Source organism: Heyndrickxia sp. FSL W8-0496 (genome assembly GCF_038007825.1).
Lineage (GTDB): Bacteria > Bacillota > Bacilli > Bacillales > Bacillaceae_C > Heyndrickxia > Heyndrickxia oleronia.
On the sequence record NZ_JBBOXX010000001.1, the window covers coordinates 913,808 to 936,022 of the forward strand.

General features: G+C 36.5%; 16 protein-coding genes. 13 read left to right on the forward strand and 3 right to left on the reverse strand.

Going from position 1 to position 22,215, the window contains the following annotated elements; translation table 11 throughout:
* Window positions 1-75: 75 nt before the first annotated feature.
* Complete coding sequence (locus NST63_RS04755; RefSeq protein WP_341041413.1) at window positions 76-987, forward strand: ROK family protein; 912 nt, start codon at window positions 76-78, stop codon at window positions 985-987.
* A gap of 107 nt (window positions 988-1,094) precedes the next feature.
* Window positions 1,095-1,916 carry a GNAT family N-acetyltransferase gene (locus tag NST63_RS04760; protein ID WP_341041414.1) on the forward strand — a complete coding sequence of 274 codons (822 nt, stop codon included), beginning with the start codon at window positions 1,095-1,097 and terminating at the stop codon, window positions 1,914-1,916.
* 192 nt (window positions 1,917-2,108) lie between these two features.
* Here the strand turns inward: NST63_RS04760 and NST63_RS04765 are convergent, their stop codons facing one another.
* A complete protein-coding gene (locus tag NST63_RS04765; protein WP_341041415.1) occupies window positions 2,109-3,269 on the reverse strand; it encodes a M20 metallopeptidase family protein in 1,161 nt (386 codons plus the stop codon).
* Window positions 3,270-3,298: 29 nt separating this feature from the next.
* Entirely contained in the window at window positions 3,299-4,723 is a 1,425-nt protein-coding gene (locus NST63_RS04770) for a YfcC family protein (protein ID WP_216386121.1), read from the reverse strand.
* 212 nt (window positions 4,724-4,935) lie between these two features.
* Here NST63_RS04770 and NST63_RS04775 point away from each other — a divergent pair, with 212 nt between their 5' ends.
* Complete coding sequence (locus NST63_RS04775; RefSeq protein ID WP_341041416.1) at window positions 4,936-6,735, forward strand: S9 family peptidase; 1,800 nt, start codon at window positions 4,936-4,938, stop codon at window positions 6,733-6,735.
* Between the two features lie 127 nt (window positions 6,736-6,862).
* Complete coding sequence (locus NST63_RS04780) at window positions 6,863-7,651, forward strand: hypothetical protein (protein WP_341041417.1); 789 nt, start codon at window positions 6,863-6,865, stop codon at window positions 7,649-7,651.
* 62 nt (window positions 7,652-7,713) lie between these two features.
* On the opposite strand, the gene NST63_RS04785 is transcribed toward NST63_RS04780, so the two are convergent.
* The gene (locus NST63_RS04785) at window positions 7,714-8,979 is read right to left on the reverse strand and encodes a LysM peptidoglycan-binding domain-containing protein (protein ID WP_341041418.1); all 1,266 of its coding nucleotides are present in this window, start codon (window positions 8,977-8,979) and stop codon (window positions 7,714-7,716) included.
* Window positions 8,980-9,657: 678 nt separating this feature from the next.
* Between NST63_RS04785 and NST63_RS04790 the strand changes: the two genes are divergently transcribed.
* The 9 genes from NST63_RS04790 (at window position 9,658) to NST63_RS04830 (ending at window position 22,194) form a co-directional block, all read left to right on the forward strand.
* Complete coding sequence (locus NST63_RS04790) at window positions 9,658-12,411, forward strand: S-layer homology domain-containing protein (protein ID WP_341041419.1); 2,754 nt, start codon at window positions 9,658-9,660, stop codon at window positions 12,409-12,411.
* 481 nt (window positions 12,412-12,892) lie between these two features.
* Entirely contained in the window at window positions 12,893-14,491 is a 1,599-nt protein-coding gene (gene malX / locus NST63_RS04795; RefSeq protein ID WP_180211986.1) for a maltose/glucose-specific PTS transporter subunit IIBC, read from the forward strand.
* Window positions 14,492-14,555: 64 nt separating this feature from the next.
* Entirely contained in the window at window positions 14,556-15,749 is a 1,194-nt protein-coding gene (locus tag NST63_RS04800) for a MalY/PatB family protein (RefSeq protein ID WP_341041421.1), read from the forward strand.
* 14 nt (window positions 15,750-15,763) lie between these two features.
* On the forward strand, window positions 15,764-16,552 hold the full coding sequence (locus NST63_RS04805; RefSeq protein WP_083498437.1) for an SIS domain-containing protein: 789 nt from the start codon (window positions 15,764-15,766) through the stop codon (window positions 16,550-16,552).
* 385 nt (window positions 16,553-16,937) lie between these two features.
* Window positions 16,938-17,951, forward strand: coding sequence for an NADP-dependent oxidoreductase (locus NST63_RS04810; protein WP_058004901.1), 1,014 nt, complete (start codon window positions 16,938-16,940; stop codon window positions 17,949-17,951).
* A 542-nt stretch (window positions 17,952-18,493) separates the two neighbouring features.
* A complete protein-coding gene (locus tag NST63_RS04815; protein ID WP_313902926.1) occupies window positions 18,494-19,279 on the forward strand; it encodes an REP-associated tyrosine transposase in 786 nt (261 codons plus the stop codon).
* Window positions 19,280-19,498: 219 nt separating this feature from the next.
* Entirely contained in the window at window positions 19,499-21,436 is a 1,938-nt protein-coding gene (locus NST63_RS04820; RefSeq protein ID WP_251344854.1) for a BglG family transcription antiterminator, read from the forward strand.
* 9 nt (window positions 21,437-21,445) lie between these two features.
* Window positions 21,446-21,901: a PTS sugar transporter subunit IIA gene (locus NST63_RS04825; RefSeq protein WP_078110355.1), complete on the forward strand. Its 456-nt coding sequence runs from the start codon at window positions 21,446-21,448 to the stop codon at window positions 21,899-21,901.
* 2 nt (window positions 21,902-21,903) lie between these two features.
* Window positions 21,904-22,194, forward strand: a complete 291-nt coding sequence (locus NST63_RS04830) for a PTS sugar transporter subunit IIB (protein ID WP_071975232.1) — start codon at window positions 21,904-21,906, stop codon at window positions 22,192-22,194.
* Window positions 22,195-22,215 lie beyond the last annotated feature (21 nt).

Sequence of the window (22,215 nt, forward strand, 5' to 3'; positions counted from 1 at the left end):
AGGTAACTCTACTTTTTTAAGATGAAAATCATTGACTTTTTCATGTTAATTAATTGGAAGAAAAGGGGAGGAAGTATGGGGTATCGCGCGTGTTTTGATATTGGGGGAACCTTTATTAAGTTTGCGGTCGTTTCTGAAGCAGGTGAGTTATTTTTACAAGGAAAAACGGAAACACCAACGAAGGATGTAACAATGTATATTCCTCAAATACTAAGTGAGAAGGTGGCGTATTTTCGTGAATACTACCCAATTGAAAATATTGGGATTTCCTCCTGTGGAATTGTAGACCACAATAAAGGTGTGATTCTGTTCTCTGCCAATATCGAAGGATATTCAGGCTTCCCTTTGGCACATAAAATTTCAGAATTTACTGGATTGTCTGTTTCGGTTGAAAATGATGTAAGAAGTGCTTGCCTTGGTGAAATGTGGCTTGGGGCTGCACAAGGAAAAGAAAATGTCGTTCTACTGACACTAGGAACTGGAGTAGGGGGCGCGATCATCCAAAATGGTCGTCTCGTTTCAGGGGCGGGAAATTTGGCTGGTGAGCTCGGTCATATGAGCATTATTCATAATGGGGAAAACTGTCCTTGCGGAGGCAAGGGATGCTTTGAACGCTATGCATCAACCTCTTCTCTTATTCGTTATTATCAGACCATTGTTGGTAAGGAAGAAAGTATCGATGGTAAAGAAATTATGAGCAAAATCAAACAGGGAGAAGCAGCTGCCATTAAAGCCTACCAGGAATTTATCGATTACTTGTCAACCGGGCTAGTAAATATCGCCCACCTTTTTAATCCAGAATGTATTATTATTGGTGGGGGGATTACCGAACAAGGCGAATCATTCATCAAGGAAGTAAATTTGAAATATAAAGAAAAGGTTATGCCACTTTATCGTGAATCAACAAAGATTGTTTTGGCAGAGTTACATAATGACGCAGCACTGTATGGAGCGTTTGTTCATGCCGGGAATTTTGTGAAGAAGTAATATTGTTAGAAGTGAAAGGCGGTGATTTGATACGTTACATCAACAAGCATTTCTGTTTTTATTTTGTTAAAAGAAACAAAAAATAAAAACAGAATGAGGAATGTAAAATGATTTATGAATTACAAATAGAAAATTTTCAATTGATTAAACCATTACTAGCAGAGTATCCTGTAAATCCAGTCATAGGCGGTGTGATAGAGGGGAATAATCTTGGCAGAATTTTTGTCGACCACCCAAAGTACCCGTCATCTGCACTGGTTTGGGCAAAGAATGAAATGTTCTATTTAATTGGAAATAGTGATAATGAATTATTTAATTCGTCGTTGGATAGTTTAATCTTTTGTCAGATTAAACCTGAGGCATTGGCGATCGGTGATGATTGTTTTAATTTGGAGCTTTACCCCTTTTCAAAATGGGAAAGAATAATTCCACGTATCTTTACCCACTCATTATCTATTGGAGAAAGAGTACCTTTTGAATTTGATTACGACCGATATATAAGTAGGAAGCTGGATAAAAAGGTTTTACCTGATGAATATCAATGTCAAATTATTACTGAGGAACTCATTAAGATAGATATCAATCATATAATGAAGAAAGAAATCTTAAAGTTTTGGGATTCCGTAGATTCCTTTTTTAATAAAGGAATCGGAGTTGTCATAACTAAAGAGAGAGAAATCATAGGTACATGTCTTTCCGTTTTTGTTAGTGGATCCCATTTTGAAATTGGCATCAATGTTTATCAAACGGAGCATCGTGGCAAAGGGCTGGCTACCTACATGGCAGAAAGATTTTTAGAAATCTGCCTAGAAAAAGGTGGCAGGCCACATTGGACGACGGAAAATTTTCGTAGCGATTCAATAGCCATTGCAAATAAACTTGGCTTTAGACAACTGCCTAATTATCGAATGTTTTTTCTTCCTTTTTAAAAGGATAGCTTACTCCATTTTGCGCGAATCGGATTAAATTTTGTGCCAAAAGTGTATGAGTTGGTGCCAAACCCTATCATTTTACGCGAATAAGCCCTAGTTTCGTGCGAATCGTTTTAAAGACCCTAATTTTTTAGTGAATCCAAAAATAAATCACCCCGAATCGTTTTGATTCGGGGTGAAACGATTAATCTATTTCACATTTAATGCTAATTGAATCATTAGCTCAATCGCTGTTGGAATAGCATCCTCATCAATATCGAATTTAGGGTGGTGATGTGGATACTGACTTTTTTCACTTTGCATTCCTACATTTATAAACGCACCTGTTTTTTCTTTTAAATAATAGGAGTAGTCCTCTGCACCTAAAGTTGGATCCATTTTCTCAAAAACATCTTCACCAAAGGTATTGTCGATCACCTTTTTGGCAAATTCACATGCTTCAGGATGGTTATATAATGGTGGAGTCCCTTCAATAAATGTATAATGTCCTTTTGCACCGAAGCTTGCACATAGGGATTCCGTTAATTGAGCAGTTTTTTTATGCATTAGTTCTGCTGCCTCGAATGTCATTGCACGAATCGTTCCTTGAAGTTTTACTTCTGAAGGAATGACATTATAGGAGTTTCCAGCCTGCATTCCTCCGAAGGAAATGACCCCTGCTTGTAATGGATGTAAATTTCTGCTAACAACTGATTGGAATCCTTGAATTAAATGAGTGGCAATATAGATAGGATCCACCGCATCCTGTGGTTGCCCACCATGACCACCAACACCTTCAATCGTAATATCAAAATCATCACTTGACGCCATCGCAAATCCTGTAGCAAAGCCAATCTTTCCAATTGGTAAATTTGCCATCAAATGAATGCCATAAATGACATCGACCCCATCTAAAATTCCCTCTTCAACAAGCTGTTTAGCTCCACTTGGCGAAGCTTCCTCTGAGCTTTGAAAAATGAAGACGATATTGTTTTTTACTAATTGTGGATGGCTGCTCATCCATTTAGCAACAGCAAGTAAAATAGCTGTGTGACCATCATGACCACAGCCATGCATGACACCAGGAACAGTAGAGATATAAGGCTTATCTCCTTCTTCATAAAGGGGAAGGGCATCCATATCTGCTCTAAGTGCGACTGTTTTATTCCCCTCTGTCCCTTTGAAATAAGCCACTACATTAGGTACTGAAAAACGGGAATCTACTGGAATACCGAATTCTGCAAGTTTCTCTTTTACATAAGCAGCTGTTTCATACTCCTGTCCAGATAACTCCGGATGCATATGAAAATGACGACGCTGTTGAATTGTCCAAGCTTTTAATTCTTCATTCACTAATTTTGTTTGTAACATGATGTACCCTCCAATAATAGATTGATAGATTAAAATGGACCATACTGAATGGCTTGTGCAATCAGTAAGAAAATGATACTAATGATAATTTCGATAAAAATAAATGGCAGTACCCATTTAAACCATTTCGTAAAAGGAATTCCCGCAATTGCAAGACCTGCAACTAGTACACCTGCTGTTGGGAAAATAGAGTTTGTAATGCCATCGCCTAGCTGAAAGGCTAAAACTGCTGTCTGTCTAGTGACACCTACAAGATCAGATAAAGGTGCCATAATCGGCATCGTTAAAGCTGCCTGTCCACTTCCTGAAGGAACAAGGAAGTTCAGAAAGAGTTGTACGAAGAACATGCCAACTGCATTCAATGCTGGAGTTAAGTGACTTAATAGGGAAGATGCATAGTACAAAACGGAATCCATTAATTTCCCATCCTGCACAACGACAAGTATGGCTTGCGCAAAACCAATAATTAGTGCACCACCAATTACTTCCTTTGCTCCATCCATGAAACTATCCGCCATTTTGCTTGGATTCAATTTCCCAATAAATCCGATTAAGATTCCGAATAGAAGGAATAGACCTGCAATTTCAGTTATATACCAGCCAAATTTTAAAACACCAATGATTAAAACTACGAAGTTAAGCAAGAAAACCGCTAGTACCCATTTATGACGAGTTTCTAGCTTTGTATCTGTTGAGACGACTTTTTTGTTAGTTTCAAAGTTTCCAAGATAACGTAGTTCAGGATTCGCTTTTACTTTTTTAGCATAGCGATAAACAAAAAGTACTCCTGCAATATAGAAAGTTGCAAGCAAGATTAAACGAAGACCGATACCAGAGAAAGTTGGCAATTCAGCTATACTTTGTGCAATACCGATATTAAATGGATTCATAATGGCACTCATGAAACCTATATTCGCACCTAATGAAACAATGGCAAATCCGACAATTGCGTCAAATCCTAAAGCAATGGCTAACGGTGTAATAATGGCGATGTAAATAATTGTTTCCTCGGCCATCCCCATTAATGTACCACCTGCAGCAAAGAAGAGCATGAGTACAGGGATAAGCAATAATTCACGATTACCAAGCTTTTTCGTAATGGTTAAAATCAAAGCATCTAGTGCACCAGTTGCTTTAAGAATACCAAATGCACCCCCAACCATTAACACAAAAAAGATAATTCCTGCTCCTTGTACCATTCCTGTATGGATACTTGTAAAAATATTAAAAAAGCCTACAGGAGAAGAATCTGTGAAATGAAAGGAATCCGGAACAACTAGTGTACGCCCATCCTTATCCACTCGATCATACTCCCCAGCTGGGACAATATAAGTCAAAATAGTAGAAATGATAATCACACAAAAAATAAGAACGAATGCATTAATATTCTTCACTTGCTTCTTCTTACTATTAATAGATGATGGCTGTTGATCTTGAAGTAGTGATTTAGGCATCTTGTAAACTCCTTTTGTATTTTTAATTAGTAGACTGTATTTTTATTCATCTAGTTTAATATATATTCATTTTTTATTCAAGAACTATTTTGAAAAAGGGACAGAGGGTCGGTTCTTCTGTCCCACTGGGACAAAAGAACCGACCCCTTGTCCCTTTTCATGTTATAATAATGACAGAGTTTTCAATATAGTGAAAAAAGGAGTGTTGATTGATGATTTCTTTTCCGAAGCCTGATGTCGAACAGTTTTTGCGAACATTTGCGATTGGGGATTTTGCTGTTAGTCCTGATGAGAAGCAGCTTGTGTTTAGTACGAATTTAAGTGGTAAGTATAATTTGTGGGCAATGGATTTGCCAAAGACTTTTCCGTATCCACTTACATTTATTGATCAAAGCTGTCAAGAACTGTTGTACGATAAACAAGGGAGATTCATTATTGCAGGATTTGATCAGGACGGAGATGAAAACACTCAATTTTATGGGCTTCCACTACAAGGTGGAACGATGAAAGAGATTGTGTATCAAGAGAATACTAGAAATTTCATGCCGATTTTATCGGAGAATGGAAAGAAGCTTTATTATACATCTTCGAAGGATAACCCAATGTGTTTAAGTTCATTTTGCCTTGATTTAGATTCGGGTCAAGAAACGAAGGTTATAGAGGGGCGAGACGCTGCTACTTATCTACTCGATTTTAGTCCGGACGAATCGACTTTTCTCTATTATAAGCATTTTGCTAATACGCATACTCTAGTATTCGCCAAACACGGAGATGAAGAGATTCGATTAACACCACCAACTGAAAAGCAACATACTGTAAGCGATGCTGTATTTGTCTCAAATGATTTAGTCTATTTACTGACTGATTATGAGTCTGATTTTACGTATCTTGCTTCGTATGATCTTAAGACGAGAACCTTTTTAAAAATCAAAAGTCTGGAAAAAGAAAGCTTAAGATCATTAAAATATAATAAATCTCAGCAAACACTATATATAAGCAGTGAAAAAGGTGTAGAAGACTCTTTATATGAATATCGTTTACAGGATGGGAATTGGAATAAAGTTTCAACCCCATGCAGTGTAATTGAAAAAATGGTTGTGTCAAAAGCGGGGACATTATACTTATTAGGTAGAAGTGCCACAACACCACATAATATTTATAAACGAGAAGAAAATGAATGGGTTTCTTTAACAAAATATACCGTGCCAGGAGTAGCCCCTGAAGAGTTAGTTGATCCGGATGTCATTACATATCGGTCTTTCGATGACTTAGAAATCGAAGCGTTATTCTTTAAAGCAAAAAAAGAAAATGACAATGGAGAAATTATTTTTTTGCCACATGGTGGACCACAAGCAGCTGAACGGAAATTTTTTCGAGCGTCCTTCCAATTTTTCCTAAACCAAGGATTTAGTATTTTTGCACCTAATTTCCGTGGCTCAACAGGATATGGATTAGCGTTTACGAAAATGGTAGAAGGAGATTGGGGGAACGGTCCTCGTCTTGATAATGTGGCTGGCTTAGATTGGTTGATTGAAAATGGATATGTGGAAAAAGGAAATATCCTTTTAATGGGGGGAAGCTTCGGTGGATATATGTCGCTTCTATTGCATGGGCGACATGCAGATTATTTTAAAGCAGTCGTTGATATTTTCGGACCATCTGATCTTTTCTCCTTTATCAATTCAGTACCTGACGATTGGAAACCAGTGATGGATCAATGGGTTGGGAATCCTGAAAGGGATAAGGAAAAGCTAATTGAGTATTCACCAATTACGTATTTAGATGGGATGACTAAGCCGATGCTTGTCATTCAAGGTGCTAATGATCCGCGAGTAGTTCAACAAGAATCGGATCAGATTGTTGCCGCGTTAAGGGAAAAGGGAAGAGAAGTTGAATATATGCTTTTAACGGACGAAGGGCATGGTTTTTCGAAAAAAGAAAATGAAATTGCAGTATATCAAAGAATTCTGTCATTTTTTAATCAATTCATTGGCTCTAAGGTAAAAAGTTAAACGCAACAAAAAGGACTAATGTACTAGTCCTTTTTGTTTTTGGGTGAAAAGAACTACAGAAGTGCACTTTTTTGATAGGAATATTATGCTACAATGAATAGGAATGAAATAGTAGCGGAGGAAAATTATGATTATAGAAAATGGTAATGGACTAATGCCAAACAATGGGATGTATGTTCGCTCCAATACAGGTGGAGACACAAATTCATGGAAAATGATTTTTGGAGACGAGGCTCGGAAGGTTAATCCACTTTTTGATGTAAATGTTAGTAGAAATAATCTCATTTTAGAGTCTATTCAATCAAATGATTGGTCAAAATATAATGAATTCGAAGCTAAACAGCACCCTGCATGGTATGAGGAAGTTGACGGGAAACAAGTTCCTAATAAAATTTATTATGGTAATTTAATCGAATCCAAATTAAAAGCTCTACAAGAAGCTAAAATGTCGGGAGATCAATCCGTAGTTAAAAGCTGGGAAAATAATCTTCAGGATGCTATTAAAGATTTTAAAAAAGCTCCCGGTACTGTTCCCTATGTTATTGGATTAAACAGTAATGCTGATTTAGCAGCTACCTATGGGGTAGAAGAGCCAGATGATTCCTATTTCAACAGTCCATACAATTCCGCTTTAGTGAACAGTCAAGGCAAGTTTGAAGATAATATGTGGTACGATAATCCTATCTTCAAGGAAGACTCAGAGTTGAAAACACATATAGAGAATTTAGTAGAAGGTACCTTCCCAACATCAAAGGATTCAAAGGAAGCAGCAAAACCAACGGTAAATACTACAAATACAGATACAGACACATCATCCTTTGATATTCAAGCTGCATTTCTACGTAAATTGACAAACATCCAACAAGCAATAAAGCCTAATATTCAAGATGTAATGGATAAATATAAGTATGCGTAAGGGACGAAGGGGTGGATCTCATGTCCCAACTAGGACAGGAGATCCGGTCCGGTGTCCTGATATTAATTAAGATCTATATGAATAAGTGCAGGGCGTTTTGTTTTTGAACCTTTTTTATAAGTGATAAAGGCATTTTTATTATTCCATTGTTGATATTTTTGAGCTGTTCCATAGGTTACTTCTAGATCAATATATTGACCATTAATCAATACTTCAATAGAGGAAGAATCATTTGCTCCGATGATCTTTCCGGAAAATTGCTCGACATTCTCTGCACTAATGAATAAATCTTGCCCTATTAGAACATAGGCATCTTTTAGTTTATTTAGCTCCATTATTTGCTTCACATTCATATTAAAGCGTTTCGCTAAACTGTAAATAGTATCCCCAGGTTGAACCTTATAGGTCACCAACGGTGATGGTAGAGAGCTAATATGATTGGTTGGAACGATTAATTTTTGACCTACAAGTAAGTAATCTGAGTCTAATTTATTGTCTTTTTTTAACTTTTCTAAAGAAATATTATATTTTTTTGCTAAATTCCATAAAGTATCGCCATTTTTGACGATATAAGTAGTAGAGAAATTATTATTTCTCTGATCATTTGTGTTGCCAGGCTCTGTGCCTGGCTTTTTTTTCTCTATTTTTATTGTAAGCTTTTGGCCAGGTATGACTAAATCAGATGCTAGTTTATTATCTGAGATAATTTTCTCAATCGTTGTCTTATATTTTTGTGCAATTTTCCAAAGACTATCGCCAGTCGTAACAGTATAAGTTAGGTTATCACTCTGGCTGACTGCTGTTGGCTGTAAAATATTAAGCTTTTGTCCAGGGAATAATGTTGCGTTCTTTAGTTGATTGTCTTTCATTAGCTTTTCTACTGAAACGCCAAATGTTTTTGATAGGTTCCAAAGACTATCCCCTGACTTGACGGTGTATACCTTTTTGGTCGTTTTGTCAGTAGTAGCAGCTTCAGTTTTGTTCTCTTCTTCTAATTCTACATGCGGGAAATTTCCATTCACGTCTTTAAAAGGGACAATAATTTGTTGGCCAACCTTTAATGAATCGGTTGTTAGACCATTTTTTTGCCTAAGCTGCTCAGCAGTGACCTTATATTGTTTTGCTAATGAATATAAGGTATCCCCTTCTTTAATCGTGTAATAATCAACGCAATCACAAGCCTTTGCATCCTTTGGCTGACTCAATAATGACACGGCTGTTAATGACATGGCCAATGTTGCCCCCATTAACTTTGAATTCCGTTGATGCGCTTTCACTTTTCTGCTCTTTGTTACCCGCTCTTGGCGTGTTTCTAAGATCCTTTCCATTTGTCCTACTAATCCCCCATTTCTCTCTCTATTTTGGTAAAAGGATATAGTACAATCATCCCCAATATAAGATACCCGAAAAGCCCATAATCGACAAATTCCCATAAATACTGACATTTTCATTATTTATCAAACTATTGGCACATATACAATCCGATAATTAAGTCATAGTAACTAGATGGATTTTAATGATAGTAGAAAATGAATATCAATTCAGGGTATAAAGGTCTAGTTTTGCTTTTGCCAAGAGTACAAATGGCAAAATCATAGGAAAATATCATTATTTTTTTCGAATTTGTGACAGAAATGATGCATTTGTGAAAAACGTAACATTCAAACTATAAAACTGCCAATTTATGGAGTAAATCTATGAAGATTATACATGTTGCTTTGATGGAAACGCTTATTCTATCTACTATTTAATGACATCTCTACTTTAAAACGGAAATAATTTTTATAGAAGGAACATGCAATATAGGAAAAACAAGGGGGTCATAACATAATGTGCCAGTGACACCAGTAAAATAAAAATGTAATATATGTCTACAAGGTCAAGTTGTTCCAATAACTTGCCTGGTCTACTAACAGGCTGGATTTATAGTCATCATACATAATAGATTAAGAGTCTAGCAGAGTTAGTCGCTATCATAGAATTATCATAAGGGAGGAATTTGGTATATGTCTTACCAACCAAAGTCTTACAATAAATTTTTAGCAGGTGCTGCAACAGCAGCAGTAGTTGCTTCAGCAGTAGTTCCAGTTGCAACACATGCAGCAGAAAAAAACTTAACTGATGTTAAAGAAGGTTCTTACTATGCAGAAGCTGTTAACGCTTTAGCAGAAGCAGGTGTCATTAAAGGTTACGAAGATGGTACTTTCCGTCCAAATAATCAAGTAACACGTGCAGAAGTTGCAAAAATCATTGCAGTTCAATTAGGACTTGACACTGAAAATGCTGGTTCAGCTAACTATAGTGATGCAAAGGGTCACTGGGCTAACACTGGTGGTTACTTAGCAGCTGTTGCAAAAGCAGGAATCATGAAAGGTGACGGCAACGGAACATTCCGTCCTAACGCACCACTAACTCGTGCTGAAATGGCATCAATTGTTGTAAGAGCTTATGACTTACAAGCTAAAGAAGGTTTCGAATCTCAATTCAAAGACCTTAATGCAGGTGGCGCTTGGGCTGCTGACGCAATCAAAACTTTAGAAGCTAACGGATACGCAAACGGTATCGCTAAAGGCCAATTCGGTTCTGCATCAAACGTAAAACGTGCTGATGTAGCAGTATTCCTTTTCCGCGTAGCTAAAGGCGAAGCTGCTCCAACAGTTGAAAGCGTAAGTGCAATCAACAATATCGAAGTAAACGAAGGAGCAGAAACTGTAAACCTTCCTAAAGAAGTAGAAGTAAAACTTTCTAACGGCGAAAAAGCTCAAAAAGCTGTAGAATGGGACAAAAAAGGCTTAGACCTTAACAAGCCAGGCGAATATACTCTAACTGGTGATGTAGCTGATACAGATCTTACTGCTTCTGTTAAAGTTGTAGTTAAAGCTGTTGATCCTGAAGTTACTAGTGTGAGCTCTATCAACGCTACACAAGTTGAAGTAAAATTCAACAAAGCTGTAGATGCTAAAACATTATTTGTAGATGGTGTGAAAGGTGCATTTAAAGCAGGTGTCATTTCTTTCACTTCATTAGATAAAGTAGACGCTGGAACTTTAACAGGTTCTTTAAGTGCAGATGGAAAAACTCTTACAGTTACTGCTACAAACGTTCTTTCAAAGCGTTATGACGTTGTAGTTGATAATGTAAAAACAAAAGACGATAAAGCAGTTGCTAAATATAGCAAAATGATTACTATTGAAGCTGACAAAACTGCTCCTACTATTTTAGGAACTGAAAGAATCTCTGCTTCTCAAGTAAAAGTAAAATTCTCAGAGCCAATGAAAGCATTTGATAAAGTTACATTTAAATATGCTGATGGTTCAGATGTAACAGGAGTTTCTGGAACAATTGCAGCAGGTGCTAATGAAGTAATCTTCACAATGACTGATGCTGTAAAAGAAAATAAGGAAATTGTTGCAACATTTATTGGTGCACAAGACCAAGCTGGTAACTTAATTACTCCAAACCCAGCTACAGTATCTTTCACTAAAGGTGCAGCTGATGGAGTTGCTCCAACAGTATCTTCAATTACTCAAACTGGTGCAAAAACATTTGCTGTGAAATTTTCTGAAGAATTAACTACAGCACCAACAGTTACAATTGGTGGAACTGCAGCAGCTAAAGTTGAGAAGGATTCTACTGATGCAACTGTATACAATGTGACTTCTACTGATGTACTTAATGATGCAATTACAATTGCAATCAGCTCTTTTACTGATTTAAGTGGAGAAAAAGGTACAGATGTTAGTAAAGTAGTAACTTTCACAAAAGATACAGTAGCTCCAAAAGTTACATCAAGTAATGTAGTTGTAGATTCAAAAGACAATAAAGAATATTTAGAGCTTACATTTGACAAAGATGTTGAATTAGACTCTGCAAAGGTTACTGCAACTGGTACACAAGTAAAAGATTATATTACTACATCAGTTAGCCTAGCTGCTTCAGATTTATCTTATAAAAACGAAGATAATAAGAAAGTTGTACGTGTTGCATTAGCTTCTTTCTTAGGTACTAATGATGTTGAAGGTGCATCTTATAAACTTGACTTAACTTTCTCTGGAGTTAAGAGCACATTTGGTGTTGCGGCTGATTCTGCTAAAGCAACATTAACTCGTGGAAAAGATGGCGTAGTTTCTAATACTGATATTGTTAAAGTAACTAAAGTAGAACAAAAAGCTACTGATAACAATAAAGTAGAAGTAACTTTTGATAAAGCTGTTGATGGTGCAACTGCAAGTACTGCAGCTAACTATAAAATTGACGGTGCTATCGTTGAAAATGTAACTGTATTACCTGTTGATAAAGACGGTAATCAAATCGCAGTTCTTAACTTAAAAGAAGGTTCAAATAACTTCACTGGTGTACGTAACATCACTATTTCTGGTGTAAAAGCTTTAGGTTCTACTAAAGTTATGGATGCTTACAATAGCACTGTAGAACTTAAAGAAAATATTGCACCTACAGTGACTAAAGCTACCTTATCAGCTAATGATGAAATTACTTTAACTTTCTCTGAAGCTGTTACTGATACTACTGGTCTTGACTTTGAAGTATTAGTTGGTGGAAAATCTCAAGCAGTTGCTGAAAAGATTGATGCAGCTATTGGAACTACACCTTCTACTACTGTAAAAGTAAAAGTTAATAGCGTTGATTCTGAAAAATTATCTAAAGGAATCTCACTAAAAGCTTTAACTGATACTCTTGATATTACAGATGCTGCTGGTAACAAATTATTTGTACCTGCTAACATCGTTGTTAATAACTAATTTTATCTTTTAAAAAGAAGCAAGGGGACGGTTCCTTTGCTTCTTTTTTTGTTTTGCGGAAGCAAGGGGACGGTTCTTCTGCTTCTATTTTTAAATACAGTTTAATAGATGTTTGTAACTCCTTTATTAAATTATTCTACCTTAATGAATTAGGTGAAATTCACCCCATATTCCTGCGAGTTGAAAATTTAAATATCAAATTGGAAAGATATTTAGTATTTCATGCAGACCTAACCTTCAAATATTAAAAGACACAGAGAGAATTTAAAATGCACAATCTGTCGAATAAAGATTACAAACTTCATAGTTAGTATGTACATACATAGTGATAATATTACAAGAAGCAAAGGAACCGTCCCTCTGCTTCTTTTTTGTACCCCCATACAAAAAATGTACTCATATACAAACAATATGAAAGCGGTTGCTAACTTTCGGACAACGGAGTAATGTGTAGTTAAAATCATAGTATGGAGGTTATGGGATGAAGACAAAGGCTCGGTCATCTTCTAAGGGGTGGGAGTTTTTTCAGGGGCTTGGTAAGACGTTTATGTTGCCTGTTGCCCTTCTTGCTTTTATGGGGTTGTTGCTTGGGATTGGGAGTTCATTTACTAGTCCGACGACAATTGAAAATCTTCCATTTTTAGATCATAAAGTTATTCAAGTGTTTTTACGGTTTATTTCGATGGTTGGGGGATTCGCGTTTACATACTTACCACTGCTTTTTGCGATGGCGATTCCATTGGGACTAGCTCGTTATGAAAAAGGAGTAGCTGCATTTTCTGGTCTAATTGGGTATGTCATTATGCATTTATCGATTAATTTCTATTTGGTGGAAACGGATAGAATTGCCAATGCAGATGTGATGAGACAGGAAGGTCAGGGGATGGTTCTTGGGATCCAAAGCCTTGAGATGGGAGTATTAGGTGGTATTATTGCTGGTCTTATTGTTTATTTCCTTCATCAGCGTTTTTATAATATTAAGCTACCACAAGCGTTTGCTTTCTTTGGTGGTGCTAGATTTGTACCTATTATTACCGCAATTACATTATCGATTGTAGGTATTATTATACCTATGATTTGGCCGTTTTTCACAATGATTATTAATGGTATAGGTTCCGCGATAAAGGGAGCTGGCGTATTTGGCCCATTCCTATTTGGTGCAGGGGAACGATTACTGCTTCCATTTGGACTTCATCATATATTGGTGGCAATGATCCGTTTTACTGAGGCTGGAGGAACAGCGGTTATTAATGGTGATACTGTTTCGGGTGCTCTTAATATTTTCTATGCTGAATTGAAAAATGGCTCACCAATTAGTGCTTCGGCAACAGCTTTCCTTTCTCAAGGGAAGATGCCTACTTTTATGTTTGGTTTGCCTGCAGTTGCATTAGCAATCTATCATACAGCAAAACCGAAAAATCGTAAAAAGATTAAAGGTCTCCTTATATCGGGAGTCATTGCGACATTCGTGACAGGAATAACCGAACCCATTGAGTTTCTATTCTTGTTCCTTGCACCAGCTTTATATGGAATTCACGTGATATTAACTGGCCTCGGATTTATGGTTATGGCCCTTCTCGGTACAAAAATAGGAAATACGGATGGCGGAATCTTAGATTTTCTAATATTTGGTGTTTTACAAGGGACATATACGAAATGGTATTTAGTTTTAGTTATTGGGGTCATTTGGTTTGCGATTTATTATTCTGTTTTTCGATATGCAATTATCAAGTTTAATCTAAAAACACCAGGACGAGAAATAGAGGAAGAACAAGAAAGTTCAGACTCAGCTACTAGTGAAGCAAATTCCAATTCCGATAATAGTCAAGCAGCAAAATTATTAGATGCTTTAGGTGGTCCAGAAAATATTCAATCCCTAGATAATTGTATTACGAGACTTCGTTTAGTGGTTGATAGTCTGGAGAAAGTCGATGAGACAGCGCTTAAAAAGAATGGTGCATTAGGTGTAATAAAATTAGACGATCATAATATTCAAGTCGTGATTGGAACACATGTTAATCATGTACGCCTGGAAATGGATCATCTCATTGAATCTAAGGGATATAAAATAAGTGGATGAGCATATCTCATCCTTTCTTTTTTCTGTTTACAAAAGATACTACTAGAAACAAATGAGGGATAATATGTCTAACTATTTTGATCAACGTATTAATAGAAAGGGAACATACTGTACTCAATGGGATTATATCCAGGATCGATTTGGTGTAAATGATCTATTACCTTTCTCGATTTCCGATATGGATTTTCAAAGTTCCCCTGAAATATTAGCAGCTCTAAAGGAACGGATGAACCATGGAGTATTCGGATACACTAGATGGAATCATCATGATTTCAAATTTTCGATTACTAATTGGTATAGAACGCGCTTTTCGTCTACAGTAGAAACTGATTGGATCGCCTATGCTCCGAGTGTGATTTATTCAATTGCTAGAATCATTGAATTGGTTACTTCAGAGGACGATCATATTATTTTGCAAACCCCAGCATATGATGCCTTCTTTCCACTGATAAGAGGTTTAAATCGCAAGCTCATCGCCAATCCTCTTATGTATACTAATGGTAGATACGAATTGGATTTTTTTGATTTGGAACAAAAGCTAACTCATAAAAAAGCAAAAGTATTACTACTATGTAACCCTCATAATCCAACAGGGAGATTATGGACGAGGCAAGAGTTAAAGGATATTGTTGAGCTTTGTGAGAAGCATCATGTGATGATTATTTCGGATGATATTCATATGGATATTACTTATCGTAATCAAAACTATATTCCGATTACAAGTGTAGCAAGTAATTTGGACAATATCTTTATTTGTTCATCGGCTAGTAAAACGTTTAACACACCTGGTTTAGGCGGCTCCTATTCCATTATTCCAAATGAAACAATAAGGGAACAATTTTTACAGTTACTGAAATATAGAGATGGGGTTTCCAATGCTAGTATTTTTGGAGAGATTGCTATTATAGAAGGATATCGACAATCAGGCTATTGGGTTGATGAGCTTTGTTCATATTTGTATAATAATATGAAAATAGTCAAAAAATTTATAGATGAAGAATTACTAGATCTACATTTTACTATCCCAGAATCTACTTATTTAGCCTGGATTGATTGTTCAAATTTACGCATAACATCAAACGATCTTCAGCAAGCACTTATAAATGAAGGAAAAGTCGGGATTATGTCAGGGGAAGTGTATGGAGAGAATAGAGGGGTCTTTTTAAGGATGAATGTAGGATGTCCTCAAACAAAATTAGTGGAAGGCTTAGAACGTTTAAAGCGTTCGGTACGATCTTTATCCCTTTCCAACCCTTGATGAAATAGAGCATAGTGTTTCTTAATCATGTAAAGGTGATGAGTATGCAGTCCTTTATGAAGCAGTTAGTACAGCAACGAGATAAATTGAGTCAACTGGAAAAGCAAGTCCTAAATTTCTTTATTCGCTATCCAGAAAAAATTGATTCCCTCAAATTGGAGGATGCAGCGAAGGAGATGTATGTGTCGACAGCAACGATTAGTCGAACATGCAAGAAATTGGGGTATCAAGGCTTTCAAGATTTTAAACTCCAATTGAAATTGTATCGACATGATGTGGGCGATTCAAAACATCACGAACCTTCTGCATCTCTTTCTGCTCACATCAGGAGATATGAACAGGATATGCATGAAGCGTTAAAAAGAATAGATGAAAATCTTCTTAAACAAGCTAATAGTATGATTAAACGTGCAAAGCAGATTGAATGGTTCGGAGTCGGCCATTCTTATTCCGTCTGCTTGGATGCATCGAAAAAGTTAATCATGTTAGGAAAACGAAGTATGGCACGGACGGACTGGGATGACTTAAGGTACGCGGCATTGAATTTAACAAAAGACGATCTGGCTATTTTTGTATCTAATAGCGGTGAAACCTTGAATATCCTCGAATATGCCCATCTAGTCAAAAAACAAGGAACGCCCATACTCTCACTCGTTGGAACAAAGCACAACCGCCTATCAGAACTATCCGATTTTGTCTTCTACACACCAATCAAAAACTATTACCACGGAGAAATAGACATGTGCTCTCGTGCTCCATTCAACATTTTCTTAGACTTATTGCTTTTGGAATACGGAAGCTAGGGGACGGTTCTCCTGCTTCTTTTTTTATGTTATTTGAGAGAGATTTGCACCCGGTTGGTTAATTGTGTAAATTTATAGTAATCGATCGATTAAAGAGACGCTAAGTTGAAGAAAAAATTATAAGATTTCACTGTAATTTCCAGGGCTAGTAAATCGGATGAAGCACCCGATCTGCTTTTTTTTTACATGAGTGAAGGATGTACCTGAACGTGTAGGCCCTAATTTATGACTACAGTTCTTATGTATGATATTATTTTAATGTGTGAATGACTATTCAGAGAAACCTACTTTATTTCGTAATCGTGGGTTGAGATATTCTGTATTTAATGAACAAAAACGAAGCATGAGAACCGTCCCCATGCTTACGTGATTGGAGGAGTAATAAATGAGTCAAATGCAAAAACAAATTAAGCTTGCAAGACGTCCTGTTGGAACGCCTTCGATGGAGGATTTTGCTTTTATTGAGGCACCAATTGGAGCACCATCAGCTGGTGAAGTGTTGGTACGTACCGTATATATTTCGGTTGATCCGTATTTACGTGGAAGGATGCAGGATGTTAAATCGTATATTCCTCCATTTCAATTAAATGAGGTTATTACAAGTGGAGTAATTGGCCAGGTTGTAGAATCGAAATCGGAGCATTTTTCTAAAGGCGATGTAATAATTGGCAATCTCGGCTGGCAGGAATATTCAATTGCAAATGAGAGAGAGATTCGGAAAATTGATCCGACACTAGCTCCTGTATCAGCTCATCTAAGTATTATCGGAATGACAGGATTAACGGCGTATTTTGGTCTGCTTGATATTGGTCAACCAAAAGAAGGAGAAACTGTTGTTGTATCCGGAGCCGCTGGTGCAGTGGGATCGGCCGTTGGACAAATTGCGAAAATTAAAGGGGCTCGTGTCGTAGGGATTGCCGGCACAGAAGAAAAATGCCGCTATCTTTTAAATGAGCTTGGATTTGATGCAGTCATTAACTATAAAAAAGAAGATGTTCCTAGTGCGTTAGAAAAGGCATGTCCGAATGGAATCGATGTGTACTTTGATAATGTTGGTGGCTCTATTTCTGATGCTGTGTTCCCACTTCTTAATAAATTTGCACGTATTCCGGTTTGTGGGGCAATTTCTTCCTATAATAAAGTGGAAGCTGATATGGGACCTCGCGTTCAAACTGCACTAATTAAAACAAGTGCCCTAATGAAAGGATTTACACTTGGAGATTACTCTGATCGATTTAAAGAAGGCGGCGCCGCGCTTGCCACATGGTTAAACGAAGGAAAACTTAAATATGAAGAAACCATAACCGAAGGATTCGACCATATAATCGACGCATTCCTTGACCTGTTTACAGGCGCAAATCTCGGAAAACAACTCGTTAAAGTAGCGGATATTGAGTAAAGAAGAAGCAGGGGACGGTTCTCCTGCTTCTTTTTTCATATATTGTTTGATAGATGCTTGTCCTAGCAACTTCATTTCTTTAAGTTATACAATCGAGGTAAATATGAATGGAAGGCAAATTGTGCGATTCACTTGTTATCCTTATGCGAGGACAACAAGGCGGTTCGAGACACTCCAAATGCATAGTTCATAATTAATAATGCGGTTAAGGTTAAATTTATAAAAAGACTGTGTTTTTACTGCTTTTATCAATAAAGGGATTGGTTTTTCAATCATTTCATATATAATAGGTTTAATAATCTCTTCGCCATAAACCTCATAGTACTTCCGCAAAAAATTTTATAGTTCCTTTTAACACCTCTAAATAATACCTATGTTCTAAAAATACTAACCTACCAAAAAAATCTTCTAGTTTGTACCTTATCCTGACTATTAATGTATCCTACCTAAACTGATTTTTACCTACCCTAAATACATCCAAAAGAAAAATTTAATAGAAACGGTGGTCTGATGAATAAATATGAAGGTCCATTTAAGCTGTGGTGATAAACTTGCCTCGCGGTGCTAGAGTGAAAAGTAGAAGTGGAATATATCATATTATGCTTAGGGGAGTAAACAAGCAGGAAATATTTCACGATGATGAGGACTGTATAACATTCTTAGATACGATTAATAGATATAAAGAGAAAGCTGAGTTAACTGTGTATGCTTGGTGCTTGATGAATAATCATGTGCATCTCCTTTTGAAAGAAGGGAATGAGGATATTTCGATAACAATGAAGCGGATAGGCGTGAGCTTTGTTTCGTATTATAACAGGAAATACGAGACAACTGGGCATCTTTTTCAAGATAGGTTCCGTAGTGAAAATGTAGAAAGTATGAGATATTTACTCACCGTAATTCGATATATTCATCAAAACCCAGTTAAAGCGGGAATGGTTCAGCAAGTTGATTTATGGAAGTGGAGCAGCTGTCTCGGCTACTATGGAAAAACAGTTTATCCGAGGATGTTGCTGGATTCTGATGATCTATTAAGTTTATTTTCGTCAGATTTGTCAATTGCACAAGAGAGATTTAAAGAATTTAATGAAAGGAAAAATAATGATGAATGCTTAGAAGAACAAATAAATCAAAGGCGATTATCAGATAATGAAGCAAGGCAAGAGATTAAGAGGCAACTTGGTGGGATTGAATTAGCGCAGGTTAAAAGTCTTCCAAGGGAAAAAAGAAATAAGATACTTAGACAGGTGAAGGAAATTGATGGGATATCCCAACGACAAGCCGCGCGAATTTTGGGAGTTTCTCCTAGTTTGATATTTAAAGCGTAAAAGAAAGCGGAAGAACCGTCCCCCTGCTCTTGGGAGTTTCCCCTAGTTTGATATTTAAAGCGTAAAAGAAAGCGGAAGAACCGTCCCCCTGCTTCCCCATGCTTCTTCCCCTTTTTGCCACATTCCCGGAAATACTTAGTTATTAATTAATGGCCTGAAAGGGGTTACACTATAGATAGTAAGGGATGTGATCATGTGATTTCCTTAACGAATAGGCAGATGAGTATACTCAATAGGTTATTGTTTCAGAAAGATTATGTGAAGATTAGGCAGTTGTCAGAAGCGTTTGAGGTGAGTGATAGGACGATTCGGTATGATTTGGATTATATTCAAAGCTTTCTGAAGGAGAGTGAGATATCCCTGTTAAGGGAGCCAAGAAAAGGAATCTTCCTTGACATTACTGCTCAGCAAGCCGCAATTTTAAAAAATGATCTTATGCAGTTAAATCACTATGTTGTAGCCCCTAAGGAATTTATATATATGCTCTGTATAAAGATTCTTCTGGAACAGAATACAACTCTTGATAGTCTTGGAGACCAATTGAATACCAGTAAAAACAAAGTGTTTCAGAATATGGAGAAGGTCGAAGCAGAATTGGGTAAATGTGGAATTAAAATCGAAAGAAAGCCTTCAAAGGGAATTTCACCTGTAGGCAATGAAAGAGATATTCGGAACGCATTTACTTCCATTTTTAATGATGCGATTGTATCGTCTGCCATTTCGGTGCAATATTTTTTTCAACAATTTAATCACGAGTTACTTCAGCGTGCAAATACATTTATAAAAAAATTTGAAGAGGAACAGGCTGTTCAATTTAGTGATGATTCCCTAGATGAATTGAAGTTAGTTCTTTGTTATCAATTCAACCGGATAAAAATGAACCAATTTGTGGAATTTCCCTTTGTTGAAAAGAAAGATTTTATCAAAACACAAGTGTATGAGGATATACAAAACATGTATACTTCCATCTTCTATACCAATCTTGAAGATGATGAAATCTTTTATTTATACAACCAATTGAAAGGAGCAAAGGTGTCAACATTTCCGGGAAGCATTGATCCATTTAATAAACAGGAAGATGCTTATCAAATTACTTATTTATTTGCCAAAGAAGTAGAAAAGCGATTAGGGATAAATTTTAAACAAGATTTAGAGTTTATCAATGGGCTAGTCGTTCATTTGCAGGTTGCATTGCATCGATTAGCAAATAACCAACGTATTGAAAACCCACTTACAGAGCAAGTGAAATATAAATATAGATTTATTTATGAAATCACTCGTAAGGCGTTACAGAAAATTGAGGATCTTTATCAACTCCAATTACCTGAGGATGAGATTGCCTATATTGCCATGCATCTAGGTGCTAGTTATGAAAGACATTCCTTTTCCGGATATATGCCTACAGCCCTTGTTGTATGTGGTTCCGGCTTAGCGACTTCTTCCTTATTAACTACTAGATTGAAGGTCATGCTTCCTGAATTAAAGGTTTTCGGTCCTATCAGTGTGAGCCATATTGATCAATTCATGGATCAACCAATCGATTTTATTATATCGACGGTACCATTAACACTACAGGATCTTGAGGTTGTCATTGTCAATCCACTTCTTGAGCCGGAAGAACTAATGAATTTGAAGGGCTTAATCTTTAAGAAAACCTATCAAAGGCAAATGAATGAGCTCATTCAGAAGGAACAGCCATTAAACGATTATTATAAGTTAGGAAATCTTATACCAGCAGATTATATTCAATTACAAGAAGAATCGGGTACATGGAGAGATTCAATTAAAATGGCTGGCAAACCTTTACTAGAGAATGATTTTATTACGAATCAATATGTGAATGCAATGATTCGAGCGGTTGAGGAGTTAGGTCCATATATGGTCTTTATTCCAGGTGTCGCCATTGTACATGCCTCATCGAAGGATGGTGTGATTAAAGATGGTGCAAGCTTATTAGTGCTTGATCATCCGATTCCATTTGGAGATTCAGGAAAAGTAATGGTACAGGTGATCATCGTTATCTGTTCAACTAAGTCCGAATCAGACTTATTTATTCATTTGGTTCAAATTCTTGAGAAGCAAGATAACTTGGAAATGGTGAAAAATTCAACTAGTATTCAACAAATATTAAATTTAAACAATAAAGCAGCAAGGTGATGAACGTATATGTCGCAATTAATTCAGATCGAAAATATTCAAGTACAACAAAAAGCAACAGATTGGGAAGATGCAATAAGAAGAGCTGGACAGCTCCTTTTTGAAAATGGAAGTGTAGATACGGACTATATCGATATGATGGTTCAAGCGATACATGAAATGGGACCATATATTGTGATTGCACCACATATTGCATTTGCCCATGCAAGGCCAAGTGAGAGTGTTAAAAAGAATGATATTAGTTTGATTACATTAGAAAGCCCAGTTCCTTTTGGCAGCGAGCACAATGATCCTGTAAATATTGTATTTGCTTTCTGTGCTACAGAAGATGGCGGGCATCTTGAGCAATTAACTAGTCTTGCTAGTTTGCTAGATAACCCAAATGTTCTCAAAGGATTAAATGAAAGTAAAAGCAACGAGGAAATCTATCAACTATTAAATCAATCAACTAAAGGAGAGAAATGAAAATGAAAAATTTAAATATTATTACAGTTTGTGGCTTTGGTGTTGGTTCATCAATGGTTCTTAAAATGAAAGTAGATGAAATTTTAAAAGAAGAAGGTATTACAGCAAAGGTTTCGACATCTGATGTTGGTTCAGCAGCATCTACTCCATGTGATGTTATTTTTACATCCAATGAATTAGGGGAAAAGCTTAGTCAAACTGCTAGTGTTCCAGTAGTGATGGTGAAAAACTTTATTGATAAAAATGAAATTAAAGAAAAAGGCTTACCTGTTATTCAAAGTCTGCTTTCATAATTCTGACAGAGAGGAAAATGG